Source organism: Streptomyces violaceusniger Tu 4113 (genome assembly GCF_000147815.2).
GTDB classification, from domain to species: Bacteria; Actinomycetota; Actinomycetes; order Streptomycetales; family Streptomycetaceae; genus Streptomyces; species Streptomyces violaceusniger_A.
In genome coordinates, this window is sequence record NC_015957.1 from 1,467,347 (window position 1) to 1,493,431 (window position 26,085).

General features: G+C 70.8%; 23 protein-coding genes. 12 read left to right on the plus strand and 11 right to left on the minus strand.

The window, feature by feature from the left end; all coding sequences use genetic code 11:
* Window positions 1-110: 110 nt before the first annotated feature.
* From STRVI_RS06620 to STRVI_RS06630, 3 genes are all read right to left on the minus strand, one after another.
* Complete coding sequence (locus tag STRVI_RS06620) at window positions 111-905, minus strand: antibiotic biosynthesis monooxygenase (protein ID WP_014054848.1); 795 nt, start codon at window positions 903-905, stop codon at window positions 111-113.
* Window positions 906-1,153: 248 nt separating this feature from the next.
* A complete protein-coding gene (locus STRVI_RS06625; protein WP_014054849.1) occupies window positions 1,154-2,269 on the minus strand; it encodes a PadR family transcriptional regulator in 1,116 nt (371 codons plus the stop codon).
* Window positions 2,269-3,126: a DUF4097 family beta strand repeat-containing protein gene (locus tag STRVI_RS06630; RefSeq protein ID WP_014054850.1), complete on the minus strand. Its 858-nt coding sequence runs from the start codon at window positions 3,124-3,126 to the stop codon at window positions 2,269-2,271. Before STRVI_RS06630 ends, STRVI_RS06625 begins: the two co-directional genes overlap by 1 nt.
* A gap of 384 nt (window positions 3,127-3,510) precedes the next feature.
* Between STRVI_RS06630 and STRVI_RS06635 the strand changes: the two genes are divergently transcribed.
* The 3 genes from STRVI_RS06635 (at window position 3,511) to STRVI_RS06645 (ending at window position 7,813) form a co-directional block, all read left to right on the plus strand.
* Entirely contained in the window at window positions 3,511-6,357 is a 2,847-nt protein-coding gene (locus STRVI_RS06635) for a non-ribosomal peptide synthetase (protein WP_014054851.1), read from the plus strand.
* A 97-nt stretch (window positions 6,358-6,454) separates the two neighbouring features.
* A complete protein-coding gene (locus tag STRVI_RS06640; RefSeq protein WP_014054852.1) occupies window positions 6,455-7,399 on the plus strand; it encodes an NAD-dependent epimerase/dehydratase family protein in 945 nt (314 codons plus the stop codon).
* 15 nt (window positions 7,400-7,414) lie between these two features.
* Window positions 7,415-7,813 (plus strand): nuclear transport factor 2 family protein, encoded by a 399-nt coding sequence (locus tag STRVI_RS06645; RefSeq protein ID WP_014054853.1) that lies wholly within the window; start codon window positions 7,415-7,417, stop codon window positions 7,811-7,813.
* A gap of 82 nt (window positions 7,814-7,895) precedes the next feature.
* On the opposite strand, the gene STRVI_RS06650 is transcribed toward STRVI_RS06645, so the two are convergent.
* Window positions 7,896-8,516 (minus strand): malonic semialdehyde reductase, encoded by a 621-nt coding sequence (locus STRVI_RS06650; RefSeq protein ID WP_014054854.1) that lies wholly within the window; start codon window positions 8,514-8,516, stop codon window positions 7,896-7,898.
* Between the two features lie 148 nt (window positions 8,517-8,664).
* Here STRVI_RS06650 and STRVI_RS06655 point away from each other — a divergent pair, with 148 nt between their 5' ends.
* Both STRVI_RS06655 and STRVI_RS06660 read left to right on the plus strand, forming a co-directional pair.
* Window positions 8,665-9,348 (plus strand): TetR/AcrR family transcriptional regulator, encoded by a 684-nt coding sequence (locus STRVI_RS06655; RefSeq protein WP_014054855.1) that lies wholly within the window; start codon window positions 8,665-8,667, stop codon window positions 9,346-9,348.
* A gap of 22 nt (window positions 9,349-9,370) precedes the next feature.
* The gene (locus STRVI_RS06660; RefSeq protein WP_014054856.1) at window positions 9,371-10,186 is read left to right on the plus strand and encodes an AfsR/SARP family transcriptional regulator; all 816 of its coding nucleotides are present in this window, start codon (window positions 9,371-9,373) and stop codon (window positions 10,184-10,186) included.
* Window positions 10,187-10,295: 109 nt separating this feature from the next.
* Here STRVI_RS06660 and STRVI_RS06665 read toward each other — a convergent pair whose 3' ends face one another.
* The gene (locus STRVI_RS06665; RefSeq protein WP_014054857.1) at window positions 10,296-10,478 is read right to left on the minus strand and encodes a DUF6104 family protein; all 183 of its coding nucleotides are present in this window, start codon (window positions 10,476-10,478) and stop codon (window positions 10,296-10,298) included.
* Between the two features lie 126 nt (window positions 10,479-10,604).
* Between STRVI_RS06665 and STRVI_RS06670 the strand changes: the two genes are divergently transcribed.
* On the plus strand, window positions 10,605-11,375 hold the full coding sequence (locus tag STRVI_RS06670) for an SDR family NAD(P)-dependent oxidoreductase (RefSeq protein WP_014054858.1): 771 nt from the start codon (window positions 10,605-10,607) through the stop codon (window positions 11,373-11,375).
* Window positions 11,376-11,571: 196 nt separating this feature from the next.
* Window positions 11,572-11,952, plus strand: a complete 381-nt coding sequence (locus STRVI_RS06675; RefSeq protein ID WP_014054859.1) for a MerR family transcriptional regulator — start codon at window positions 11,572-11,574, stop codon at window positions 11,950-11,952.
* Between the two features lie 170 nt (window positions 11,953-12,122).
* On the opposite strand, the gene STRVI_RS53430 is transcribed toward STRVI_RS06675, so the two are convergent.
* From STRVI_RS53430 to STRVI_RS06695, 5 genes are all read right to left on the minus strand, one after another.
* A complete protein-coding gene (locus STRVI_RS53430) occupies window positions 12,123-12,359 on the minus strand; it encodes a hypothetical protein (protein WP_014054860.1) in 237 nt (78 codons plus the stop codon).
* A gap of 186 nt (window positions 12,360-12,545) precedes the next feature.
* Window positions 12,546-16,391: a multifunctional oxoglutarate decarboxylase/oxoglutarate dehydrogenase thiamine pyrophosphate-binding subunit/dihydrolipoyllysine-residue succinyltransferase subunit gene (locus STRVI_RS06680; protein WP_014054861.1), complete on the minus strand. Its 3,846-nt coding sequence runs from the start codon at window positions 16,389-16,391 to the stop codon at window positions 12,546-12,548.
* A 247-nt stretch (window positions 16,392-16,638) separates the two neighbouring features.
* Complete coding sequence (locus tag STRVI_RS06685; RefSeq protein WP_078505682.1) at window positions 16,639-17,805, minus strand: HAMP domain-containing sensor histidine kinase; 1,167 nt, start codon at window positions 17,803-17,805, stop codon at window positions 16,639-16,641.
* A gap of 140 nt (window positions 17,806-17,945) precedes the next feature.
* Complete coding sequence (locus tag STRVI_RS06690) at window positions 17,946-18,686, minus strand: response regulator transcription factor (protein ID WP_014054863.1); 741 nt, start codon at window positions 18,684-18,686, stop codon at window positions 17,946-17,948.
* A gap of 104 nt (window positions 18,687-18,790) precedes the next feature.
* A complete protein-coding gene (locus tag STRVI_RS06695; RefSeq protein ID WP_014054864.1) occupies window positions 18,791-19,537 on the minus strand; it encodes a hypothetical protein in 747 nt (248 codons plus the stop codon).
* Window positions 19,538-20,080: 543 nt separating this feature from the next.
* On the opposite strand from STRVI_RS06695, the gene STRVI_RS06705 reads away from it, so the two are divergent.
* The 5 genes from STRVI_RS06705 (at window position 20,081) to STRVI_RS06725 (ending at window position 25,353) form a co-directional block, all read left to right on the plus strand.
* Window positions 20,081-20,734, plus strand: coding sequence for a rhomboid-like protein (locus tag STRVI_RS06705; protein WP_251982567.1), 654 nt, complete (start codon window positions 20,081-20,083; stop codon window positions 20,732-20,734).
* A 137-nt stretch (window positions 20,735-20,871) separates the two neighbouring features.
* Complete coding sequence (gene lon, locus STRVI_RS06710) at window positions 20,872-23,289, plus strand: endopeptidase La (protein WP_014054867.1); 2,418 nt, start codon at window positions 20,872-20,874, stop codon at window positions 23,287-23,289.
* Window positions 23,290-23,425: 136 nt separating this feature from the next.
* A complete protein-coding gene (locus STRVI_RS06715; RefSeq protein ID WP_014054868.1) occupies window positions 23,426-24,019 on the plus strand; it encodes a Uma2 family endonuclease in 594 nt (197 codons plus the stop codon).
* Window positions 24,020-24,086: 67 nt separating this feature from the next.
* Window positions 24,087-24,692, plus strand: a complete 606-nt coding sequence (locus STRVI_RS06720; protein ID WP_014054869.1) for a short chain dehydrogenase — start codon at window positions 24,087-24,089, stop codon at window positions 24,690-24,692.
* Window positions 24,693-24,798: 106 nt separating this feature from the next.
* Window positions 24,799-25,353 carry an NAD(P)H-dependent oxidoreductase gene (locus STRVI_RS06725; RefSeq protein WP_014054870.1) on the plus strand — a complete coding sequence of 185 codons (555 nt, stop codon included), beginning with the start codon at window positions 24,799-24,801 and terminating at the stop codon, window positions 25,351-25,353.
* 135 nt (window positions 25,354-25,488) lie between these two features.
* Here the strand turns inward: STRVI_RS06725 and STRVI_RS06730 are convergent, their stop codons facing one another.
* Window positions 25,489-26,067: a TetR/AcrR family transcriptional regulator gene (locus STRVI_RS06730; RefSeq protein ID WP_014054871.1), complete on the minus strand. Its 579-nt coding sequence runs from the start codon at window positions 26,065-26,067 to the stop codon at window positions 25,489-25,491.
* Window positions 26,068-26,085 lie beyond the last annotated feature (18 nt).

Here is a 26,085-nt window from a genome sequence, read left to right on the forward strand (position 1 = left end):
GGAATTCGAACAGGCCCGGTGGATCCGGTCCGCGCCGAGAAGGCGTCGAGAGAGCGCCGAGACGGCGGCGAGCATATGCCGGAGGCTTGGCGCGAAGCCCGCGCGATGATCTACCCGGCCTCGCGCTCCGGCGAATTCGCGGAATTCCGCGACGCCGCCGCCGACTGCGGTACGAAGCTCCGCCGGAAGCGATAGGAGCGGGACGCGGAACCCACCAGACCGGGGAAGTCGCGCACCCGGTCCCAGAGGGACGAGCCGCCGCCGCGCGGCCCATCGGCCGCCATCGCCGCCTCGTACGTCTCCACGCCGGTCCAGCGGGCGTAGTTGAACACCCGGACGCGGTCGGTGCTCAGATGGCGCTCGCCGTCGACGATCAGATGGAAGTCGGCGGAGATCAGGCCCGGGTCGGGCTCGTTCTCCAGGGCCTCGATGACCAGGTCGATCCAGGACCGGCGGAGCCCGGGGTCGGGGTCGTCGAAGTCGATCTCGACCACGACGATCAGCCCGGGGTCCGACCCGGGGTCCGGCGTATCGCTCTGGGCGGCCGGTGCCTGGAAGCCGCGGTAGTGGCGGTACGAGGAGAGGCCGAGCCTCTTGATGTCCGGGACCGTGCTGTCGATCTCGTCGTTGCGCTGCCGGCGCTGGGTCCGGACGAAGGCGTGGTACGCGGCCTCACTGGCCCACTGGGAGTGGTGCATCAACGTATCGCCGTCCGTACCCGCGTAGAGGTTGTAGGAGAGCAACTCGGGTGCCGGCCAGAGGTGGCCGTCCCAGGTGGCGGCGATGGCGTCGACCGTGGCCCGCTGCCGTTCCGGTGTGCCTACGCTCCAGGTGCTGAACAGCGCGGCACCCACATCGGGCCGGGTGAGATCGGGCAGCGGGCCGGAGCTGGGCAGGGCGGACATGACGGTCTCCTCGCGGTCGGGAAGAGCTGGGAAGGACACGGGGATCGGGGCCGGAGGGGCGCCCCCCGTGGTGCGCCCCTCCGACCCCGATCCTGGAACTTCAACCGCGGTTGAGGTCAAGCGGTGGATGGAAGCCGTCCTGAGCGAGACGGAAGCCGTCCTGAGCGAGACGGAAGCCGGTCCTGAGCGAGACGGAAGCCGGTCCTGAGCGAGAAGGAGGCCGGTCCTGAGCGAGAAGGAGGCCGGGCCTATGCCTGGTCGTCTCGGAGCAGCGCGGTGATGCGCGCCGCGGTCGCCCCCAGGTGATGGCGGGCGTCGGCCAGTTGGGCGTCCGTCACCCCGTGGTCGCGGGCCGCGTCGCGGATGTCGTCGCGGAGCCGGTCGAGCAGCCGTTCCAGATCGCGGGCGGGGGCGTCCGACGGGGTGAAGTCCCTGGCCCACTCGGGCTCCTGAACTCCGGCCGCGCCACTGCCGCTGTCCTCGCTGCCACCGCCGGTCGGCTTCTCCTCCTTGCTGCCGCCCTCCGGCTTGGTCATGTCCATCCGCTCGACCTTGGTCTCCGGCCCGGACGCCTCGTCGTCCCAGCCCCAGCCCCAGCCCCAGTCCGAGCGCGAGGTGCCCTGGCGGGAGATCCGGCTCATCCCGCGCGACACCTCGGCCAGCCCCTCGCGCACCGCCTGCTGCCAGTCGCCCGCCCGGATGTGCTCCTGCGTCTGCTCCTGGACCCGCCGGGCGATCCGCTGGACCTCCTCGCGCGCGAAGTCCTGCGCGTCCTTGGCCTGCTTACGGGCGCGCTGGGCGTCCTGCCGGGCCCGCCGGCTCTCCTCCTTCGCCCGGCGCGCCTGCTCCTTCCACTCCTCCTTCGCGCGCCGCATGTCCTCCTTCGCCTGCCGCCAGGTCTCCTTGTCGCCCCACGGCCCCTCCCACGGGCCGTGCTTGTCCTGGGCGCCGCCGGTGCCGCCGGTGCCTCCGGAGGCGCGGGCCTGCTGGGCCGCCTCCCGCATCTCCCGCCGCAGATCGCTCGCGGAGCCGCGGACGTCCTCCCGGATCTCGGCGGCGAGTTCGGCGACCGACTCGCGGATCTCCAGCTCCAGATCGGCCAGCTCACCGCCGCGGTCGGCCAGTTCGGCACGTCCGGCGTCGGTGATGGAGTAGACCTTGCGGCCGCCCTCGGTGGTGTGGGTCACCAGCCCCTCGGCCTCCAGCTTGGCCAGCCGCGGATAGACGGTGCCGGCCGAGGGCGCGTACAGCCCCTGGAACCGCTCCTCCAGCAGTCGGATGACCTCATAGCCGTGGCGCGGCGCCTCGTCGAGCAGCTTGAGCAGGTACAGGCGCAGTCGGCCGTGGGCGAATACGGGGGGCATCAGAGGACCTTTCCCTGGGTGCCGTCGGTGGTGTCCGTGTCGTCCTCGGACGGCGGACGGCGCAGCAGCGCGATGGCGCCCGAGACGGTGGTGGCCTTGAGGCTGCCATTGCCGGTGCCGAGCCGCCCGGTGATCCTCTTGGCTCCCCACTGGCTGCTGACCCGTAGATCGTCGAAGCCGTTGGAGACCGAACCGCTGGCCGTGTTGGCCTCGATCTCGGCGTCGGCGGGGTGCGGCAGCCGGATGGCGATCTCGCCGGAGACGGTGATGAGTCCGATGTCGGAGCACTTCGAGGCGGGGGCGAGGTCGAGCACCATGTCGCCGCTGACCGATTCGGCCCGTACCAAGGGCCCGGAGCCCTCGATGACGGTGAGGTCGCCGGAGACGGAGTGGAACCGCAGATCGCCGGTGACGGCCTGCGCCTCGACCCGGCCGGAGACGGTCTCGGCCCGCACCGGCCCGGTCAGCCCGAGCAGGGTGAAGTCGCCGGAGACACCGCGCAGTTCGGCGCGGCCGGCCAGCCCGGAGACCACGGCGGAGCCCCCGATCACGCCGACCGTGGCGCTGGTGTCGACGGGCACGGTGAGGGTGACATGGGCGCTGCGGTTCCACTGCCCGAGCCACTTGCGGAAGCCCTTCCAGGAGAGGTCGTCATAGCCCACGCTCAGCGTGCCGTCGACATGGGAGACCTTCAGCGCCGGGCCGTCGATCTCCGAGACCTCGAGACGGGCGGGACCATCGCCGGTGCCGACCACATTGACCGTGCCGCCCGCGATACGGACGTCGAGGGCCGAGACCGGGTCGTCGAAGGTGAGCTTCTGTGGCGCGGTGATCGACCACTGTGATCCGGCTGACATCCCTGGCCTCCCCTGACTGGACGTGCGACGCGTCACGACGACGCAACATATCGTGTCTCCACTGAACACGATATATCGCGGTCCTGCGGAGTCAAGCCCGGGCCGGGTCCGGCCCGGGAGGGCGGCGCCCGGCTGTCGCCCGTCCCGGCGGTGGCCGCCGCCGGGACGGGCGCGCACCTGTGCACAATCGCGCGAGCCGGTGACGGATGCATGGTGCAGTCATCGTTCCCTGTGGACCGGATCACCCTTCTTCGAGAAAATCCTCCTCCCCGGAAATTCCCCGCTAGAGTCTCGCTAGAGCACTGGTAGAGCGTCATGGAGACACATGTTTGGGGCTGTTACCTTCGTGGCCTCAGAATCGGGAAGGAAGAGGGCTGCGGGGGAATGACGTCACAACCCTTGAATACCTCGGCACCAGAGGAAGGCCCGGAGCCGCTCTCGGTTGCCCAGTTGCTGTTGCGGGCTGCGCGCGACCACGCTCATTCGGGGGTGCGCTATCTGGTCGGGCCCGCGGCGAGTGAATCCGTGCGGCAGCCCTACCCGGAACTTCTGGAATCGGCGCTCGACCTCCTCTCCGCACTCCGGGGCCGGGGATTGCGGCCGCGGGACACGGTGGCCCTGCTGCTGGACCGCCAGCCGGAATTCCTGACCGCCCTCTGGGCCTGTCTGCTGGGCGGCTTCGTGCCCTGCCCGATGGTGCCCATCTCCGGTGACCCGGCCCGCTGGACGGCCCAACTCACCCATGTCGACCGGCTGTTGGACGGTCCCCTGCTGGTGACCACCGAGGCGATGCGCGCCGAGCTGCCGGAGGTGCCCGGCCTCGCGGTGGCCGTGGTGGAGGAGCTGCGGGACGAGGCCGCGGACGCCTCCGGCGCGGAGCGCGGGCAGCCGCCCGCCGTGCACTCCGCGGCCCCGGAGGACCTCGCCCTGCTGGTGCTGACCTCCGGCTCCACCGGGAATTCCAAGGCGGTCACGCTCACCCATGGAAATATCCTGGCGTCGATGGCCGGAAAGGCGGGGAAACAACAGCTCACCGCCGCCGACACCACTTTCAACTGGATTTCCTACGACCATGTGGCCGCGCTCCTGGAAGCGCATATGCTGCCGCTGTATGTGGGCGCCGAGCAATTGCACGTGGAGGCGGCGGTCATCCTCGAGGAGCCATTGCGGTTCCTCCGGATCATCTCCCGCCACAAGGTCACGATGACCTTTACGCCGAACTTCCTCCTCGGTCCGCTCAATTCCTCCGCCCATGAGATAGCGGAGGAGATATCGGCGGGCGGTGAAGGGCTCGATCTCGGCGCGCTGCGCCATATCGTCAGCGGCGGTGAGGCGAATGTCGTCGCGACCGGTGAGGCATTCCTCGCCCATTACGCTCCGTACGGACTGCGGGAGGGAGCCCTCTGGCCCGCCTTCGGCATGACCGAGACCTGCGCCGGATCCATCTACAACCGCGCGTTCCCGGTCACCGACGTGGGCCAGGAGTTCGCCAACCTCGGGACCCCCGTCGAGGGGCTGCGGATCCGGGTCGCCGACGACGACCACCGGGCGCTGCCCGCGGGCGAGATCGGCGAGCTGCAGCTCAGCGGGCCGATGATCACCACCGGCTACTACCACGACGAGGCGGCCACCGAGGCGGCCTTCACCCCCGACGGCTGGTTCCGCAGCGGCGATCTGGGCCGGATCGACGAGGGCCGGCTGACCCTCGTCGGGCGCAGCAAGGACAGCGTCATCGTCAATGGCGTCAACTACTTCAGCCATGAGATAGAGGCCGCCCTGGAGCAGCTCGACGATGTCGCGAGCGGCTTTGTGGCGGCGTTCCCGACGCGCCGCCCCGGCAGCGACACCGAGCAGCTCGTCATCGCCGTCAGCCCCGAACCGGCGGACGACGACGAGGCCGGGCTGCACCGCATGATCACCGCGGTGCGCTCCACCGTCGTGATCCACTGGGGCTTTCGGCCCTTCCTCATCCTGCCGCTGCCCAAGGACGCCTTCCCCAAGACCAGCCTCGGCAAGACGCTGCGCCGACGCATGCGCCACCGTCTGGAGTCCGGCGGATTCGACGACGTCATCGAGCGGGTCGCGGAGCTGACCACCCGCCGGCTCGGCGGCCACACCCCGCCCGAGGGCGAGACCGAGCGGGCCCTGGCCGAGATCTACGCCGAGATGTTCGACACCGCCCCGGAGCGCATCAGCGCCACCGCCGGCTTCTTCGACCTGGGCGGCACCTCGCTGGACATCCTGCGGCTGCGCCGCCAGGTCCACCGGCGCCTGGGCATCGCGGACCTGCCGGTCATCACGGTGCTCACGGCGCCCTCGGTACGGCAGCTCGCCGCCCGGCTCGGCGACGGCGGCGCGCCCGACGCCGTGTACGACCCGGTGGTACCGCTGCAGACCGGCGGCGAGAAGACCCCGCTGTTCTGTGTCCACCCCGGTGTCGGCGAGGTGCTGGTCTTCGTCAACCTCGCCAAGTACTTCGTCGGCGACCGGCCGTTCTACGCGCTGCGCGCCCGTGGCTTCAACGAGCACGAGAAGCCCTTCACCAGCTTCGAGGAGATGGTGGAGTGCTATGTGGAGGCCATCCGCGCCCGCCAGCCGCACGGCCCCTACGCCGTCGCCGGCTACTCCTACGGCGGCGCCGTGGCCTTCGAGATCGCCAAGGCGCTGGAGGCCCAGGGCGAGCGGGTCGACTTCGTCGGCAGCTTCAACCTTCCGCCGCATATCAAGTACCGCATGGAGGAACTCGACTTCGTCGAGACCGCGACCAACCTCGCCTTCTTCCTCGACCTGATCAACAAGAAGCAGTCGCTCGACCTCCCCGCCGAGCTGCGACCCCTGCCCCGGGAGGAGCAGCTCGCGCATCTGCTGCGGATCGCCCCGGGCGCCCGGCTGGACGAACTCGACCTGAACCTCGACACGTTCACCGCCTGGGCGGAGCTGGCCCACGGCCTCACCACCTTGGGCCGCGACTACCACCCCAGCGGCACCACCCGGTCCATGACGGTCTTCTACGCGATCCCGCTGCGCGGCACCAAGGAGGACTGGCTGGCGAACGAGCTGCGCCGGTGGGACGAGCACACCACGGAGCCGAACCGGTATCTGGACGTACCCGGTGAGCACTACACACTGATGGGTCCGCGGCATGTCGCGGCCTTCCAGGCGGTTCTGCGCAGGGAACTCGACCGTGCGCTGGGCGACGCCGACCGGGCCCGGGCCGCGGACCAGGCATAGGCCCGAGCGGACCAGGCATAGGCCCGAGCGGATCAGGCAGCGGCCCGAACGGGCCAGGCAGCGGCCCGAGCGGGCCAGGCACAAGGAGAAGAGCAGGGTGGAAGGCAAGAAGATCCTGGTCACCGGGGGCACCGGGCAGGTCGCCCGGCCGGTGGCCGAGGCGCTGGCCGAGCGCAATGAGGTGTGGTGCCTCGGCCGGTTCGGCACCCCCGGTGCCGAGAAGGAGCTGAACGACCAGGGGATCACCACATTCCACTGGGACATGAACGACCTGGGCGCGGCGGCGTACGAGGGGCTGCCGGACGACTTCACCCATGTCTTCCACTCGGCGGTGCGCCGCGGTGAGGACGGCGACGTCAACGCGGCCATCGAGGTCAACTCGGTGGCCACCGGCCGGCTGATGAGCCACTGCCGGCGGGCGGAGGCGTTCCTCTTCGTCTCCACCGGAGCGCTCTACAAGCGGCAGACCCTCGACCACGCGTACACGGAGGACGACCCCGTCGACGGGGTGGCCGACTGGCTGCCCGCCTACCCGGTGGGCAAGATCGCCGCCGAGGGCGCGGTACGGGCGTTCGCCCAGGTGCTGAACCTGCCGACGACCATCGCCCGGCTCAACATCGCCTACGGCCCGGGCGGCTACGGCGGGGTGCCGATGCTCTACTTCAAGCGGATGCTCGCGGGCGAGCCGATACCGGTGCCCATGGAGGGCCAGAACTGGTGCTCGCTCCTCCACACGGACGATCTCGTCGCCCACGTCCCCCAGCTGTGGAACGCCGCATCGGCCCCGGCCACGCTGGTCAACTGGGGCGGGGACGAGGCGGTCGGGATGACCGACTGCGTGCGCCATCTGGAGGAGCTCACCGGGGTGCGGGCCCGGCTCGTGCCCAGCGAGGTCACCCGCGAGACCTATCAATTCGACCCCACCCGGCGGCGCGAGATCACCGGACCCTGCCGGGTGCCGTGGCGCGAGGGCGTGCGGCGTACGCTCCAGGCGCTCCACCCCGAGCACCTTCCGTCCGAGCCGCGGCACAGCGCCGTCTGAGGAGTGGCGACCACCATGGCATCAGCGAACATCGAGGCCATCCGCGCCTCCTACGCGGGTTTCCGCGACCGCGACATCGAGGGGATTCTGTCGGGCATGCACCCCGATGTGGAGTGGGTCCATCCGGAGGGGATGGCCCAGTACGGGCTCGGCGGCACCAAGCTGGGCCATGCGGGGATCAAGGACTTCCTCGCCCATGTGCCGACCGTGCTGGGCGGGATGAAGCTCGCGCCGAAGGAGTTCATCGAACAGGGCGACCGGGTCGTGGTGTTCGGCACCCGTGAGGTGACCTCGCGCCGCGGTACGACCGTGACGCTGGACTTCGTCCACTCGTGGACGATGCGGGACGGCAGGGCGGCGAGGATGGAGGACATCTTCGACACCGTGGCGTTCCATGAACTGATCGAGAGCTGACCGAACCCGACAAGCCCCTACAGCCGTCCGCTCCCGCGCCGAGAAGGCACGGGAGCGGACGGCCGTTCTTCCGGAAGAGGTCTCAGACCGTACGGACGACCTCTTCGTACTCCAGCCGCGGCAGCCGGCCCATCCAGGCGTCCGGACCCGGCTTGCCGATGTTGACCACACAGACCGCCGCGTGCCGCCCGTCCTCGAAGAACTCCTTGGAGACGGCCGCGTGGTCGAAGCCGATCATGGGCCCGGCGGCGAGCCCCGCGGCGCGCACGCCGAGGATGAAGTAGCCCACCTGCAGCGCGGTGTTGAAGCGTGCCGACGCCTCCCGCATGCCGGGGTCGGCGAAGATCTGCTGCGGGTTCTCCATGAACGGCACCAGCCGCGGCAGCTCCTCATGGAAGTCCAGGTCCGCGGCGAGCACCGCGACCAGCGGGGCCTTGGCCGTCTTCTCCTGGTTACGCCCCGTCATATGCGTCACCAGCCGGGCGCGCGCCTCCTCCGAGCGCACCAGGACCACCCGGAGCGGCTGCTGGTTCATCGAGGTGGGCGCGTACTTGACCAGCTCGTGGATCGCGCGGACCTGCTCGTCCGTCACCGGCTCTTCGGTGAAGGTGTTGGCCGTCCGGGCCTCCAGGAACAGCTGCCGCTGCGCCTCCGGCGCCAGGGTGAGGGGGCTCAGGGCCCCGCTGCTCTCCGGTGCGCTCATGGGAGCTCTCCTTGTGAAGCGGTGAGGAAACGACATGATCTGCCGATGAATTAATTGGACTGGACGGGCTAGTCCATTGCAGTAAACGAAGGCTAGACTCACACGTCCATCGAGGGCAAGACCGGCTCGGAGCGAGGAGGTTGGGCCGTTGCGGACGGACAGCGGTCCCCGGCGCAGCGCCGCGGGGCGGCCCGCGGGCCCCCAGCCCGCCAAGCGGCAGGCGATATTGGAGGCGGCCGTGGCCGTCTTTCTGCGCGAGGGATACAACCGGGCGAGCGTGGACGTCATCGCGGACGAGGCCCGCGTGTCCAAGCAGACCGTCTACAACCACTTCGGCGACAAGGAACGGCTGTTCATCGCCGCCGTCGAGGAGGAGCGGGAGCGCGTGGCGGCCGGTTTCGCCGCCGGTTCCCCGTACGCCTTCGGACCGGACGGCACCGAGCCCGTCGAGGCGTACGACGGCGGTGACGCCCGCACCGCGCTGATCCACTTCGGCCACCGGGTGCTCGCCGTACTCCTCGACGAACGGGCCTCCGCGCTCCGCCGCCTGGTCATCGCCGAGGTCGCCCGCCATCCCTCGCTGCGCCCCGCATGCGCCGAGGGAGAGCCCCAGCAACTGGTGACCTACCTCGCCGAGATGCTCGGCCGGCGCACCGCCCGCGGCGAGCTGAGCGTGCCGGAACCGGCCACCGCCGCCCGCCAGTTCGTGGCCCTGATCGTCCAGCAGGGCCTCTACCAGTCGATGTACGGCACCAGCCCGCTCGCCGACGCGCAGGCCGCGGCCGTCTGCGAAAGCGCCGCCGACCTGCTCGTCCGTGCCTACCGCCCATGAAGCCCGAAGAGAGGTGCCACCCATGCGGGTGAGCGTGCTCGGACCGCTGACACTCGGCCTCGGCGCCCGGTCCGGGGTGCCCAGCGCGATGAAGCCGCGCAAGGTCCTGTCCCTGCTGCTGCTCCACGCCGGCCGGATGGTGCCGGTGCAGTCGCTGATGGCCGAGCTGTGGGGCGATCATCCGCCGCGCACCGGACTGACCACGCTGCAGACGTACATCCTGCATCTGCGCAAGCTGCTCGCCGAGGTGCTGGGGATGCCGTCGGCCGCCGTCACCCGGGATGTGCTGCAGACCCGGCCCGGGGGCTACGCCATGGTGGTGGGCCCGGGCCAGCTCGACGTCCATCAGTACCGCGCCCTCGTCGCCGAGGGCGAAGGCGCGCTGGAGGCCGGCGACGAGCGGACGGCGGACACCTCCTTCCGGCGGGCGCTGGCCCTCTGGCAGGGCCCGGCCCTGGTGGACGTCACCCCGCACGGCCGCCCGCTGCAGGCGGAAGTCGCCCGGCTGGAGCAGTCCCGGCTCACGGTCACCGAGCGCGGAATCGAGACCCGGCTGCGGCTCGGCGGCCATCTGGAGGTGCTGAGCGACCTCGCCTCGCTGGTCGTGGAGCACCGCTTCCACGAGGGCATGCACGGGCAGTACATGCTCGCCCTCCACCGCTCCGGCCAGCGCACCCGCGCCCTGACCGTCTACCAGCGGCTGCGGACGGCGATGACGGAGGAGCTGGGGCTGGAACCCTCGGCGAAGCTGCAGCGGCTGCAGCAGGCGGTGCTGGTGTCCGACCCCCGGCTGGACCACGAGGCGGGGGCGCCGGGGCGCGGACCGGTGGTGGCGTGAGGGGCGGCCGGTAGGGCCGCGTAGCGCTTATGCGTCAGCGCCCTTGGACGCCGTTCGCCTTCAGGCGTCGTCGCCCTCGGACGTCGTCGCCCTCGGACGTCGTTCGCCCTCAGAGGTCGTCGTCTTCCTCCTCGAGCCGGGCCAGCCAGGTCGCCAGCCGCTCCACCGGAACCTCGAAGTCCGGGTTCAGGTCGACGAACGTCCGAAGCTGCTCGGCGAGCCACTCGAAGGTGACCTCCTCGGTGCCGCGTCGCTGCTCCAGCTCCTCGATACCGCGATCGGTGAAGTACAAGGGTCGCTCCGGTCGGGATGGTGTGGATCTACCCGTCCAGGATATGCGGCACAGCGGCCCGGTGAGCGACCCGAGGGCCGCCGGAGTTGACCTTGACGCGGGCGTCAATGTTTACGGTGCGTTGGCATGACAGACATGACAGCCGCACACTTCGACGGCACAGCGGTGATCGTCACCGGTGGGGGCACGGGGATCGGGCGGGCCGCCGCACGGACCTTCGCCGAGCAGGGCGCCCAGGTCCTGGTGGTCGGCCGGACGGCGGCCCGGCTCGAGGAGACGGCCGCCGACGCGCCGGGCATCCGGCCGCTGGTGGCCGACGTCTCGGCGCCCGGCGCCGCCGAACTGATCGTTAACGCCGCGCTGGAGGCGTTCGGCCGGATCGACGTGCTGGTCAACAATGCCGCCGTGGTGCGGCAAGCGCCGCTCGGGGACATCCGCCGGGAAGCCGTGGAGGAGATGCTCGCCGTCAATCTGCTCGCGCCGGTGTACCTCACCGAGGCCGCCGTTCCGCATCTCGGCGAGAGCGCCGGTGTCGTGATCAACGTCAGTACGGCGATCGGCCAGCGTGGCTGGCCGATGCCCGGCACCGAGCTGTACGCCGCGCTGAAGGCCGCCCTGGACACTCTGACACGGAGCTGGGCGGTGCAACTCGCCCCGCGCGGGGTGCGTGTGGCCGGTGTGGCCCCCGGCCCCATCGCCACCTCGATCGGGCGGCACCAGGGGCTCGACACCGAGCAGATCGACGCCCTGCGGACGACCCTGATCGAGCATGTGCCGCTGCGGCGGCTCGGCCGGGTGGAAGAGGTCGCCTTCTGGATCACCCAGCTCGCCCGGCCCGAGGCGGGCTACACCACCGGCGTCGTCCTGCCCGTGGACGGCGGGGCACTGGTGGGCTAGGGCCTGTCGTTTGGATCAGGCCGGGCTCGCGGGGTCTGGCACGCGCATCTGCGGCGTTGTCGTCACTCGCCGACGCTCCGCGTCGACTCCCTCCTCCGCCTTGCAACCGCACGCACCAGACCCCGCTCCCTGATCCGGCCTGATCCAAATGACAGACCCTAGGTGCCTGCCGACTGGCCGCGGGTAGTGTCGCCGCATGCGGATAGGGGAGTTGGCGAAGGCCACCGGTGCCACCACCCGGGCCCTGCGCTTCTACGAGGAGCGAGGGCTGCTGAGCTCCACACGCGCGGTCAACGGCTACCGGATCTACGACGAGCGGGCGATCCAGCGGGTGGCGAACATCCGCTATCTGCTGGACGCCGGGCTCACGCTGGAGGACATCGAGCACTTCGGCGCCTGCCTGGACGGCGACCTGCCCAGCAGCCGCCCCTCCGAGGCCATGCTGGACGTCGGGCGCCGCCGCCTGAGCGTGCTGGACGACCGGATCGCCACCCTCGCGCGGGTGCGCGAGGAGCTCGCCGAGCGGCTGGCCATCGCCTCCGGCGACCGGGCCGCGGGCCCTACGTCGTCCGGCTGAGCAGCCAGGACACCAGCGCGCGTACAGCGCTGGAGAGCATGCCGGCGGTTCGGCATCGTTGACCTGCTTTCGTCACCTTCTCGGCCGTGCACGGCCAAGCTTGTACGCCCGGTCGTTCGCACCTCGTCGCGCTCCCGGCTGCCCTTACGACGGGACGGTCACAGGTCGCATCAACCCAGCTCCCGGCTAGTGGTGAGAGGGAGGGTGCGGGTGCGGTGACACACACCCACGCCGAGCGCGCGCGATTGCCTACGGTGCTCCTTGCGTAGGCGACGGGCGAGGCGGCGGGTGGCCGAGCGGGTCCGCTCGGCCTGGAGTCCGGCGCGTTCGAGGGCCTGCCGGCGCCGGTAGCGGGACAGGCGACGGCCCTGGTGGTTCGTGCCGTCGGAGCTGGTGGCGAGGTTCACGATGCCCCGGTCGACTCCGATCCATGTGAACGCCGGGGCATCCTCGCCGGACCGGGTGAAACTGGCGGACCCGCCCCGGCTGGGGCTTCGAGCCGCCGCCGATCTGACCGTAAGAGCACCCCGAACGGCCGGAAGGCCCGCCCCCGCGCAGCGCGGGACCGGGCCTTCCGGGTCGGACGGGGTGGATCAGATCTCGAAGATCTCGTTCACCAGCGCCTGCTGCTCCGACTGGTGCCGCTTGTTCGACCCCACCGCGGGCGAGGACGAATGCGGACGCGAGACCCGGACCAGGCGCTCGGCGGCGGGGACGTCCGCGCCGACCGACAGCTCCAGGTGGTCGATCAGGTTGAGTGCGACGAACGGCCAGGCACCCTGGTTGGCCGGCTCCTCCTGCGCCCACACGAACTTCTCGACACCCGAGTACTTGGCGATCTCGGCCTGCAGCTCCGTACCCGGCAGCGGGTACAGCCGCTCCAGGCGGATGATCGCCGTGTCGTTCGCACCGCGCTTGTCCCGCTCCGCGGCCACGTCGTAGTAGACCTTGCCGGAGCAGAAGACCACCTTGCGCACCGCGGCCGGGTCGACCGTCTCGTCGCCGATCACCGGACGGAAGGAGCCGTTGAGGAACTCGTCGGTCCTCGACGCCGCGGCCTTCAGACGCAGCATCGACTTCGGGGTGAAGACGACCAGCGGCTTGTGGTGCGGGTTGTGGACCTGCCAGCGCAGCAGGTGGAAGTAGTTCGACGGCAGCGTCGGCGCGGCGACCGTCATGTTGTTCTGCGCGCAGAGCTGGAGGAAGCGCTCGATACGGGCCGACGAGTGGTCCGGCCCCTGGCCCTCGTAACCGTGCGGCAGCAGCAGCGTGACACCAGAGGTCTGGCCCCACTTCTGCTCGGCCGACGAGATGAACTCGTCCACGATGGTCTGCGCGCCGTTGACGAAGTCACCGAACTGCGCTTCCCACATGACCAGCGCGTTCGGACGGGCCAGCGAGTAGCCGTACTCGAAGCCCATCGCCGCGTACTCGCTGAGCAGCGAGTCGTAGATGTTGTACCGCGCCTGGTCCTCGGTGAGGTACAGCAGCGGGGTGTAGTCGTCGCCGGTCTCGCGGTCCACCAGCACCGCGTGGCGCTGGCCGAAGGTGCCGCGGCGGGAGTCCTGGCCGGCGAGCCGGACCGGGGTGCCCTCCATCAGCAGCGAGCCGATGGCGAGGGTCTCGCCCATGCCCCAGTCGATCGAGTCGTCCTCGATCATCGCCGCGCGCCGCTGGAGCTGCGGGAACAGCCGCGGGTGGACGGTGATCCGGTCGGGGGTGTTCACCTGGGACTCGGCGATCCGCTTGACGACCTCCTGGGAGACGGCCGTCTGGACCGTGACCGGGAACTCCGCCTGCGGCTCGGGGACCTCGGCCGGAGCCGGGGCCGAGACCGCGTCGCGGACCTCGGTGAAGACCTTCTCCAACTGGCCCTGGAAGTCCTGCAGCGCCTGCTCGGCCTCTTCCAGCGTGATGTCGCCGCGCCCGATCAGCGACTCGGTGTAGAGCTTGCGCACCGAGCGCTTCTTGTCGATCAGGTCGTACATCAGCGGCTGGGTGAAACCGGGGTTGTCGGTCTCGTTGTGGCCGCGGCGGCGGTAGCAGATCAGGTCGATGACCACGTCCTTGTTGAACGCCTGGCGGAACTCGAAGGCGAGCCGCGCGACGCGCACGACGGCCTCCGGGTCGTCGCCGTTCACATGGAAGATCGGCGCCTCGATCATGCGCGCGACGTCCGTGGCGTACATCGAGGAGCGGGACGCGGCCGGGGCGGCGGTGAAGCCGACCTGGTTGTTGATCACGATGTGCACGGTGCCGCCGGTGCGGTAGCCGCGAAGCTGCGACATGTTCAGCGTCTCGGCGACCACACCCTGGCCCGCGAAGGCCGCGTCGCCGTGGAGGGCGACGGGCAGCACCGTGAAGTCGGTGCCGGCCTTGCCGATGATGTCCTGCTTGGCGCGGACGACGCCCTCCAGGACCGGGTCCACGGCCTCCAGGTGGGAGGGGTTCGCGGCGAGCGAGACCTTGATCTGCTCGCCGTCCAGACCGGTGAAGGTGCCCTCGGCGCCCAGGTGGTACTTGACGTCACCGGAGCCGTGCATGGACTTCGGGTCGAGGTTGCCCTCGAACTCGCGGAAGATCTGCGCGTACGACTTGCCGACGATGTTGGCGAGCACGTTCAGCCGGCCGCGGTGGGCCATGCCGACGACGACCTCGTCCAGCCGCGACTCGGCGGCCGCGTCCAGCACCGCGTCCAGCAGCGGGATGACGGACTCGCCGCCCTCCAGGGAGAACCGCTTCTGGCCGACGTACTTGGTCTGGAGGAAGGTCTCGAACGCCTCGGCCGCGTTGAGCCGCCGCAGGATGCGCAACTGCTCCTCGCGCTCCGGCTTGTCGTGGTTGCGCTCGACGCGGTCCTGGATCCACTTGCGCTGCTTGGGGTCCTGGATGTGCATGAACTCGATGCCGGTGGTGCGGCAGTACGAGTCGCGCAGCACGCCCAGGATGTCGCGCAGCTTCATCATGGTCTTGCCCGCGAAGCCGCCGACCGCGAACTCGCGCTCCAGGTCCCACAGGGTGAGCCCGTGCTCGATGATGTCCAGGTCGGGGTGCTTGCGCTGGCGGTACTCCAGCGGGTCGGTGTCGGCCATGACATGGCCGCGGACCCGGTAGGAGTGGATCAGGTCGAAGACCCGCGCCGCCTTGGTGACGTCGTCGTCGTGGCTGACGTCGATGTCCTTGAGCCAGCGGACCGGCTCGTAGGGGATCCGCAGCGCCTTGAAGATCTCGTCGAAGAAGTCGTTCTCGCCGAGCAGCAGTTGGTTCATGATCCGCAGGAACTCGCCGGAGGCGGCGCCCTGGATCACCCGGTGGTCATAGGTGCTGGTCAGCGTCATGACCTTGGAGATGCCCAGCTTGTTCAGGGTGTCCTGGGAGGTGCCCTGGAACTCGGCGGGGTACTCCATGGCACCGACGCCGACGATCAGGCCCTGCCCGGGCATCAGCCGCGGCACCGAGTGGACGGTGCCGATGCCGCCGGGGTTGGTCAGGGAGGCCGTCACGCCGGTGAAGTCGTCCATCGTCAGCTTGCCCGAGCGGGCGCGGCGCACGATGTCCTCGTACGCCTGCCAGAACTCGAAGAAGTTGAGCGTCTCGGCCTTCTTGATCGCGGCCACGACGAGCTGGCGGTCACCGTTGGGCTTGACCAGGTCGATGGCGAGACCGAGGTTGATGTGCTCGGGCTTGACCAGGGTCGGCTTGCCGTCCTTCTCGGTGAACGAATTGTTCATCGAGGGCATCGCCTTCAGCGCCTGCACCATGGCGTAGCCGATCAGGTGCGTGAAGGACACCTTGCCGCCGCGGGCGCGCTTGAGGTGGTTGTTGATGACGATGCGGTTGTCGAACAGCAGCTTGACCGGGACCGCGCGGACCGAGGTGGCCGTCGGCAGCTCCAGCGACGCGTTCATGTTCTTCGCCACGGCGGCGGAGGGGCCGCGCAGCGTGACCAGCTCGGGGCCGACGGACGGCCCGGCGGGCTCCTTCTTGGAGACCGTCGGCTCGGCCGGAGTCGGCTTGACCGGAGCGGGCTTGGCCGGGGCCGCCGGAGCCGTCGGGGCGGCCTTCGCGGCGGGGGCCGCGGGCTGCGCCGGTGCGGGCTTCGGGGCGGCCGGGGCCGCCGCGGCGGGCTTGGCCTCGGCGGGCTTCGCGGCCGGGACGGCGGGCTTGGCCTCCGCCGGCTGGGCCGGAGCCGCCGGGGCGGCGCTCGCGGCTACTCCCTGTGGTGGCTTGGCCACCGCGGAGCCGGTGTCCTGACCCGGCTTGTAGTCGGCGAAGAAGTCCCACCAGGCTCGGTCGACCGAGTTCGGGTCCTGGAGGTACTGCTGGTAGATCTCGTCGACGAGCCACTCATTGGGGCCGAAGGCAGCGGCAGGGTTACTTCCCTGCCCGTCCTGTTCATCGGTCGAGACGCTCGAGGTGTTGGGGGACTGTGGCGACACGGCGGCAACCGCCCTCTTCCGCTTCCTAAGGTGGTGGACAGCGGGAATTAAGGCTACGCCCCTTGGACCCTTACGTGCAGGCCGCACTGGTCATCGTCGCGCAAGTCACATTGATTGGCGGGTTTCAGCGCATGACTCACCGGGAAACACCCGGAGTTTCGTGTGTTTCCTCACGTAGGGCAGCGCAAACGTGCACCCCCGCCGCTCGTATGGGCGCGACAGGGGCGACTTTACTTCAACTTTGATCTCAGGGGGTGGCCGGTTTGGATTCCGGGGCCGGTCCGGGGAGGCTGACCTTGATCCGGCAGCCGCGCGGGGACTCCGCCACGCCTATCCGCCCGCCGTGCAGGTCCACCGCCCAGCGCGCGATCGCCAGCCCCAGACCGGTGCCGCCGTCGCTGACCGGGCCCGGGCGGCGCCGGCCCCCGTTCGCCGAGCTGTCGGGGGAGAGCCCGCCCCGGTTGAACCGCTCGAAGACCCGGTGCCGCTCCGCCTCCGGGATGCCGGGACCCTCGTCCAGCACCTCCAGCTCCAGGCTCTCCGGGCCGGCCTCACCGCGCCGGGCGCGCACGGTCACCCGGCCGTGCGCCGGGCTGTGCTTCACCGCGTTGTCGATGAGGTTCGCCATCACCTGGTGCAGCCGTTCGGCGTCGGCGTGGGCGGTCAGCTCGGGCGGCGAGACGTCCAGATTGAGATGGACGTCCGTACGGGTGTGCGCGCCCGACTGGGACTCCGCGCCCTTGGCCATGCTCGCCTCCTTGAGGATTCCGGCCAGATACGGCCAGACCTCGAACCGCCGGGCGTGCAGCGGCACCACCCCGTTGTCGAGGCGGGAGAGATCGAGTAGCTGATCCACCAGGCGGCCCAGGCGCTGGGTCTGCCGCAGCGCGACCCGCATGGTCTCCGGATCGGCCTCCGAGACCCCGTCCACCACGTTCTCCAGCACGGCGCGCAGGCCCGCGATGGGGGTGCGCAGCTCATGCGAGACGTTGGCGACCAGCTCCTTGCGGTGGGTGTCCACCGCCTCCAGGTCGGCCGCCATCCGGTTGAACGCGGTCGCCAGGTCGCCGAACTCGTCCCGGCGCACCGCCGCCTCCACCCGCCGGGTGTAGTCGCCGTTCGCCATCGCCCGGGTGACCTCGGTCATCTCGTCCAGCGGGGCGGTCAGCCCGTGTGCCACGAACTGGGTGATCAGCAGCGAGGCGATGATCGAGAAGATGGTGATCACGCGCAGCTCGGTATCGGAGTGCACCGCCGCGAAGACCAGCCACGTGGTGATGATCACCGAGCCGATGACCAGCGCCCCCAGCGCCGCCTTGACCGAGCGGTACGGGTCGAAGGGCCGCAGCGCCTCCCAGATCCGGGCCCAGGTGGCGCGGGACAACGCCCGCCGGCCCCTGGGGTCCACGTACATCCGGCAGACCTTGGGAACCCGGGCCCCGGAAATCCGCCAGGCCTTGGGAATGAGGGCCCCGGGGATCCGCCAGACCTTGGGAATCCGGGCCCCGGGGATCCGCCAGACCTTGGGAACCCTGCGCGCCCAGCGGCCCTTCCTCATGCCGCCGGGGTCTCCAGGGCGTAACCGACGCCGTGCACCGTACGGATCCGCTCCGCGCCGATCTTCCGCCGCAGCGCCTTGATATGGCTGTCCACGGTGCGGGTGCCCGAGGCGTCCGCCCAGTCCCACACCTCGGCCAGCAACTGCTCACGCGAGAGCACCGCGCGCGGGGTGTTGGCCAGGCAGACCAGCAGATCGAACTCGGTCGGGGTCAGATGCACATCCGAACCGCGCACCCGCACCCGGCGCTGGGCGTGGTCGATCTCCAGCTCGCCCAGGCGCAGGATCCCGCTGCGCGGGGTGTGGGCGGCCAGCGCCGCCCGCTCCACCCGCCGCAGCAGCACATGCACCCGCGCGGCCAGTTCGCGCATGGAGAACGGCTTGGTCATGTAGTCGTCGGCGCCGACCCCGAGCCCCACCAGCATGTCGGTCTCGTCATCGCGCGCGGTCAGCATCAGCACGGGCACCGGACGGCGGGCCTGCACCCGGCGACAGACCTCCAGACCGTCGAAGCCCGGCAGCATCACGTCGAGGACCAGCAGATCGGGCTGCCACGCCTCGGCCGTGTCGACCGCCGCCGGACCGTCTCCCGCCGTCTGGACCTGGAACCCCTCGGCACGCAGCCGGGCCGCGATGGCGTCCACTATGGTCGGATCGTCCTCGACGACGAGGACCCGGCGCTGTGCGCCAGGGGTGGTCGTGGCGGTCCCGTTGTGACCGTTATGAGTCTGCTCCATACGCCCGCCCCTGCGTCTTCCGGTGAAACCCGCGGCTCGCGCCTGGTCATCGCTCAGCCGCGTTTGGTAGGCAAGCAAGCGTAAAGCCAGCGTACGCGGCTTTGCTACGCGCCCCGGACGGCGAGATGCACGACGTCGGGAACACCCCGGGCAACGGCGACCTCTTCCGTACGCACCTGCGTGAACCCGGCATTCCGGAGAGATTCCTCGAATGCGGGTGACGGCTGCGCCGACCAGACGGCCAGCACTCCGCCCGGTGCCAGGCGCGCCGCACAGGCGGCGAGCCCGGCGGGGGAGTAGAGGCCGTCGTTGTCCTCGGTGACGGTCCAGTCGGGTCCGTTGTCGATGTCCAGGCACAGCGCGTCATAGCTCTGCGGGGTCTGCGGCGCGCGCGGGCCGGTCCGCAGCCAGGCGACCAGATCGGCGTGCACGATCTCGGCGCGCGGATCGGCCAGCGCCCCGGCGGTCACGGCCGCCAGGGGTCCTTCGCGGTGCCAGTCGATCACCGCCGCCTCCCGCTCGACCACCGCGATCCGCCCCCACCGGGGCTCCGCCACCGCCTCGACCAGCGAAAACCCGACGCCGAGGCCGCCGATGAGCAGTGCGGGGGAGGGCCGGTCGGCGGGCAGCGCGCGCAGGGCGGCGCGGATGAGCAGCCGCTCGGAGCGGCCGTCGGAGGTGTCCATGAGGAAGCACCCATTGGCGATGATCTCGAAGACGGCGTCGCCCGACGGCCCCCCGTCACCGCGCCGCCGCAGCACCACCTCGCCGTACGGACCCTCCCGGCGGTCGACGGTCACCGGCCGGTCGTCGTCGGCGGGGCGGAGGTCGTACGGCGGCTGCGGCTGCATGGGGTGGGGTCCTCCCGGCTGGTCCTGATGCCGCCATCCTCGCGCCGGTCTCGCTCGCCGGTCCAACCGATTCCACCGGTGGTCCGGTGCCACGACGTCGCCCGCGTCACAGCCGGCACCACGGTGACATGACTCACGGCCTCCGGGTTGTTGTTCCCGCTGTCGCGGATATGCGGAGAGCAGAGGGAGAGCAGAGGGAGTGAGGAAGGGGCGCGGGCGTTGACGACATCGATACGAGGGACGACGGACGCGGAGCCCGGGGAGCCCGGGGAGCCCGGAGGCACGGACGCCTCCGGGTCACCCGGCTCTGGGGGTGCGGATGCCTCCGGGCCTATGGGGTCGGTGGGTGCGGATGCCTCCGGGCCTTCGGGCTTTGTGGGTGCGGGTGCCTCCGGGCACCCCGGCTCTGCGGGCGCGGATGCCTCTGGTGCGGCCCTTACGGCGTCGGTGGGGGCTGCGGCTTCTGCGGCCTCGACGGGGCCTACGGCGTGGGCGGCCTCTATGGCGTCGGCGGGGCGCGGGCGCCTTACGGCTGCCACAGCGGTGGGCCCGAGCGCGCTGCCGCGCCTCAGCAAGCCGCCGCTCCTCGACAAGCTTCCGCGCACGCTCATCCGCGTGCCGTTCACCCTCGGCTACACGCTCGTCCTGCTCGGCACCGGGCTCTACGCCCGCCTCGGCGACCCCGGCACCGTGCACGATCTGCTCGCGGACTCCAGTACCGATGTGTCCCACCTCTCCCAGCGGCCGCTGCTGACGCTGCTGTTCAGCGCGTTGTGGGCGGTGGGCGGGATCACCTCGCCCTATCTGGTCGTCTTCCCCCTGGTGCTCGGCGCGCTGGAGCGGCGCGTCGGCGGGGCGCGCACCGCCGGGGTGTTCCTGCTCGGCCATGTGCTGGCGACGCTGCTCACCGAGCTCCCGGTGGCCGCCTCCGTCGCCGTCGGGGATCTCCCGGCCAGTTCGCTGCGCCGCCTCGACTACGGGGTCAGCTACGGCCTGATCGCCTGCGCCGCCGCGCTCGCCGGGCTGCTGGTGCCCCGGCTGCGCTGGGCGCTGCTCGGCGGGATCGGCGTTGCGCTCGTCGCCGGGAGCCTCGTCGACTTCGATCCGCTCACCGAATGGGGCCATGGGCTCGCCCTGCTGATCGGCGTCGTCTGCTGGCTCTATGTCCGGCGAAACGCCAGGTGGCGGCCCTCCTAGAAGGGCGGCGACGCCGCCGAGGGCGGCTTCGCTCACAGCGAACGAGCGTCCGGGAACACCTGAGACCCCTCCGTGCATTGAGTGGGCATTGATTATTTGAGTCTCGCCGACTCAAGTTGCCTGCCGAAGGGGAGATCATGGCTTCGCTGTCCACACCGCTCACCCTGCCCGTACTGCCTCTCGACGACGAGGTCGTGCTGCCCGGCATGGTGGTGCCGCTGGACCTTTCCGATACCGAGGTACGCGCCGCGGTGGAGGCCGCCCAGGCCGCCGCACGCTCCAGTGGGAGCGGCAGCGGTAAGCCGAAGGTGCTGCTGGTGCCCCGCGTCGACGGCACGTACGCGGGCATCGGCACGCTCGGCACCATCGAGCAGGTGGGCCGGCTCTCCGACGGCGACCCCGGCGCGCTGATCCGCGGTGTGCGCCGCGTCCGCATCGGGGCCGGGACCACCGGACCTGGGGCGGCGCTGTGGGTGGAGGGGACCACGGTCGAGGAGATCGTGCCCGATCCGCTGCCCGGTACCGTCACCGAACTGATCAAGGAATACAAGGCGCTGGCCACGAGCTGGCTGCGCAAGCGCGGCGCCTGGCAGGTCGTGGACCGGGTGGAGCAGATCGAGGATGTCGCGCAGCTCGCCGACAACTCCGGCTACTCGCCCTTCCTGAGCGTGGCCCAGCGCGTCGAGCTGCTGGAGACCACCGACCCGGTGGCCCGGCTGAAGCTGGCCGTCACCTGGCTGAGCGACCACCTCGCCGAGCAGGACGTCGCCGAGTCGATCGCCAAGGACGTCCAGGAGGGCGTCGACAAGCAGCAGCGCGAATTCCTGCTCCGGCGCCAGCTCGAAGCCGTCCGTAAGGAGCTCGCCGAGCTGAACGGCGACCCTGAGGACGAGTCCGGCGACTACCGCGCCCGGGTCGAGTCCGCCGATCTGCCGGAGAAGGTGCGCGAGGCGGCCCTCAAGGAGGTCGACAAGCTGGAGCGGTCCAGCGACCAGAGCCCCGAGGGCAGTTGGATCCGCACCTGGCTGGACACCGTCCTGGAGCTGCCCTGGAACGAGCGCACCGAGGACGCGTACGACATCCAGGGCGCCAAGGCCGTGCTCGACGCCGACCACGCGGGCCTGGACGACGTCAAGGAGCGGATCACCGAGTACCTGGCGGTGCGCAAGCGCCGCGCCGACCGGGGCCTCGGCGTCGTCGGCGGCCGTCGCGGCGGCGCGGTGCTCGCCCTGGTGGGCCCGCCCGGCGTCGGCAAGACCAGCCTGGGCGAGAGCGTCGCCCGCGCGATGGGGCGGAAGTTCGTCCGGGTCGCGCTCGGCGGCGTCCGCGACGAGGCGGAGATCCGCGGCCACCGGCGCACCTACGTGGGCGCGCTGCCCGGCCGCGTCGTCCGGGCCATCAAGGAGGCGGGCTCCATGAACCCTGTCGTCCTCCTGGACGAGATCGACAAGGTGGGCTCCGACTTCCGCGGCGACCCGGCCGCGGCCCTGCTGGAGGTCCTGGACCCGGCCCAGAACCACACCTTCCGCGACCACTACCTGGAGGTCGAACTCGACCTGAGCGACGTGGTCTTCCTCGCCACCGCCAATGTCCTGGAGGCCATCCCGGAGGCCCTCCTGGACCGCATGGAGCTGGTGCGCCTGGACGGCTACACCGAGGACGAGAAGGTCACCATCGCCCGGGACCACCTGCTGCCCCGGCAGTTGGAGCGGGCCGGCCTGGAGCCGGGCGAGGTCACGGTGGCGGACGAGGCGCTGCGCAAGCTGGCGGGCGAGTACACCCGCGAGGCGGGCGTACGGACCCTGGAGCGCTCGATCGCCCGGCTGCTGCGCAAGGTGGCGGCCCAGCACGAGCTCGGCGAGCGCGAACTCCCCTTCACCGTCGGTGTGGCGGAGCTGCGCCCGCTGATCGGCCGGCCGCACCACACCCCCGAGTCCGCCCAGGACCCGGCCGAGCGCCGCACCGCCGTCCCCGGCGTGGCGACCGGGCTCGCGGTCACGGGCGCGGGCGGTGACGTGCTGTTCGTGGAGGCGTCGCTGGCCGACCCGGAGACGGGCGGCGCGGGGCTGAACCTCACCGGTCAGCTCGGCGACGTCATGAAGGAGTCCGCCCAGATCGCGCTCTCCTTCCTGCGCTCCCGCGGCGCGGAACTGGAGCTGCCGGTCGGCGACCTGAAGGAGCGCGGCGTCCACCTCCACGTCCCGGCGGGCGCGGTCCCCAAGGACGGCCCGAGCGCGGGCGTCACCATGACCACCGCCCTGGCCTCGCTGCTCTCCGGCCGCCAGGTGCGCCCGGACGTGGCGATGACGGGTGAGGTCTCCCTGACCGGGCGGGTGCTGCCCATCGGCGGCGTCAAGCAGAAGCTGCTGGCGGCGCACCGGGCCGGGGTGACCACCGTGATCATCCCCAAGCGCAACGAACCCGACCTGGACGACGTCCCCGCCGAGGTCCTGGACAAGCTCGACGTCCACCCGGTCTCGGACGTCCGCCGAGTCCTGGAGCTGGCCCTCGAACCCGCCCGGGCGGCCGCCCCCGAGGTTCCGGCAGCGGCGTGACGGACGCTGCCGGTGGCGCCGTGGCCCGGGATCCCGTGTCGAACGGAATTCCGGGCCACGCGTGACCTGTCGGCCGTGCGTATCGTTGGACTAACCGGCCGCAGCTTCGGTGTTCGCGGCGGGGAGGAGCGGCACAGTGACCGTCATGGCGATTGACAGGATCGAGATGGCCGACAGCAGCGACGAACTCACCTTGGACGCGATGTTCGAGGCGCTCGAGAAGATGCCCGTCCCCGAGGGAATCAAGGTTGAGATTGTCGAGGGGAACATCTACATGTCGCCGCAGCGGGACGTCCATTGGCACATCATCCGCAAGATCGTGCGGGCTCTCGAAGATCGCTTCGGGGTGAACGTGAACGTGCTGTCGGATGTCCGTATCGACTATCCCGGCTCTCTCAACGGCTTCGCGACCGATGTGACGCTGATCGCCGAGGGCGCTGTTAAGAACTCCAAGGGCCTGTGGCGCCATCAGGACGTCGAGTTCGTGGCCGAGGTGATCTCGAAGCGCACGGGTGCCAATGATTACGGCCCCAAGAAGGCGGCATACGCCACTGCCGAGGTCCCCGTCTACCTGATCATTGACCCCTACACCGGCAGGTGTCATCTGTTCACCGAGCCCAAGGAAGGCGCCTACGTCAACGAACGCACGGTGTCTTTCGGTGATGACGTGGATCTGACCAACACCCTTGTGGGCCTCACGCTCAAGACCGACGAGTTCCCCCGCGACTGACTCACCCGCGCTGCCTGGTTCCCACAGGGCCAGGCGGCGCGCCCCGCGCTCCGGCACGCTGGGCCGCATGAAGATCATCGTGATCGGAGCGACAGGAACCATCGGGCGTGCCGTGGCGGACGCCCTCGAAGGTCGGCATGAGGTCGTACGGGCCTCCCGCACCGGCGCCACCGGCGCCGTACGCGTCGACATGGCCGACCCCGCCACCCTCGACCACCTCTTCGCGACCGTCCAGGACATCGACGCCGTCGTCTGCTGCGCCGCCTCCGGCGCGCTGACCCCGCTCGGTGGGGACGCCTCGGACGAGGAGTTCACCGCCGGTCTGGACGCCAAGCTGCTGGGCCAGGTCGCCCTCGTGCGCCGGGCCCTCCACCACCTCCGCGACGGCGGGTCCATCACCCTCACCAGTGGGGTCTTCGAGAAGCCCACCCCCGGCGGGGCCTTCGGCGCGCTGGTGAACGCGGGGCTCGACGCCTTCGTCCGGGCCGCCGCGATCGAGCTGGAGCGCGGGCTGCGGGTGAACGCGATCTGCCCGGGATGGGTGCGGGAAACCTTGGAGAAGCTGGGCATGGACCCCGCCGAGGGGACCCCGGTGGAGACCGTGGCCCAGGCGTATGCGCAGGTCATCGAGGGGGCGGCGCAGGGGCAGGTGATCGTGTCCGGCCGCGGCTGACCCGGGACGGGGCCGGATCTGTTGGCAGCCGGACAGGTCTGTCTGGTAGCTTCGCCAGCGAAACAGACAGACCTGTCTGTTCGCACTCGTCATCCCGGAGGGATCCGTGCCGCGCACCCTGCTCGTCCTCGCCCACCCCAACCTCGCCGCGTCCCGCATCAACGCCGCGCTCGCCGAGGCGGCCCGGCCGGTGGACGGGGTCACCCTCCATGACCTCTACGCCACCTATCCCGATCTGCGGATCGATGTCGAGCACGAGCAGCGGCTGCTGCTGGAGCACGACCGGATCGTGCTGCAGTTCCCCTTCTACTGGTATTCGGCGCCGCCGCTGCTGAAGAAGTGGCTGGACGAGGTGTTCCTGCGCGGCTTCGCCTTCGGCGCCGGCGGCACCTCGCTGCACGGCAAGTCGCTGCTCATCGCCACCTCGACGGGCGGCGCCGAGAAGAAGTACCGGCCGGACGGGCTCCACCGCTTCCCGGTCGTCGAGCTGCTCAAGCCGTTCGACAACACCGCCCACCTCACCGGGATGCGCTACGAGGAGCCGCTCATCGTGCACGGCACCCATACGCTCGACGACACCGAGCTCGCCGCGCACCAGGACCGCTATCGCGAGCTGCTGGCCTCCGGCGTGATACGGGAGCGGGAGCTGACCGCCGTCTGAGCCACGCGTCACGCCCCACCCACGCGTCACGCCCCACCCGCGCGACACGGCGAAGGGCCCGGCCGCACCCCATGGGACCCCATGGGCGGCCGGGCCCTTCGCGTACGTACGAGAGCCAGACGCTGTGTACGAGGGCTACACCCGCGCCGGGCACGCCTCCGCGACCAGCGCCCGCGCCGCGTCCTGGGCCGCCTCCGCGCACTCCGGCCGCGGCTCCAGCGCGGCCGCCGCCATCGTCCCGTCCACGAGCACGGAGATCTGCAGGCCGAGCCGCTCGGGGTCGGCGGCCCCGGCCTCCCGGGCCAGCTCGGTCAGCCAGGCCCGTATGGCGCGCTTGTGCTCGGCCGTCGTGGCGTGCGGGGCGGTGCCCGGCTCGGTCTCGCCCGCGGTCCTGGTGAACGCGCAGCCGCGGAAACCGTCCCGCCTGGTCGTCGCGATCAGCGCGTCGAAGACTCCGACGAGACGGTCCCGGGGATCGGCGCCGGCCGCCTCGGCGGCCTGCCGCAGCGCCGCCCGCCAGTGCTGGTCCGACCGGTGCAGATAGGCCAGGACCAGATCGTCCTTGGTGCGGAAGTGGGAGTAGAGCGTCGCCTTCGCCACGCCCGACTCGGCGATGATCCGGTCCACGCCGACGCCGCGCACCCCATGGGCGTTGAACAGCGCGGTCGCGGTGGACAGGATCCGCTCATGGGCGGAGGGGCGGGCGGTGCTCATGATCATGCTCCTTGACTT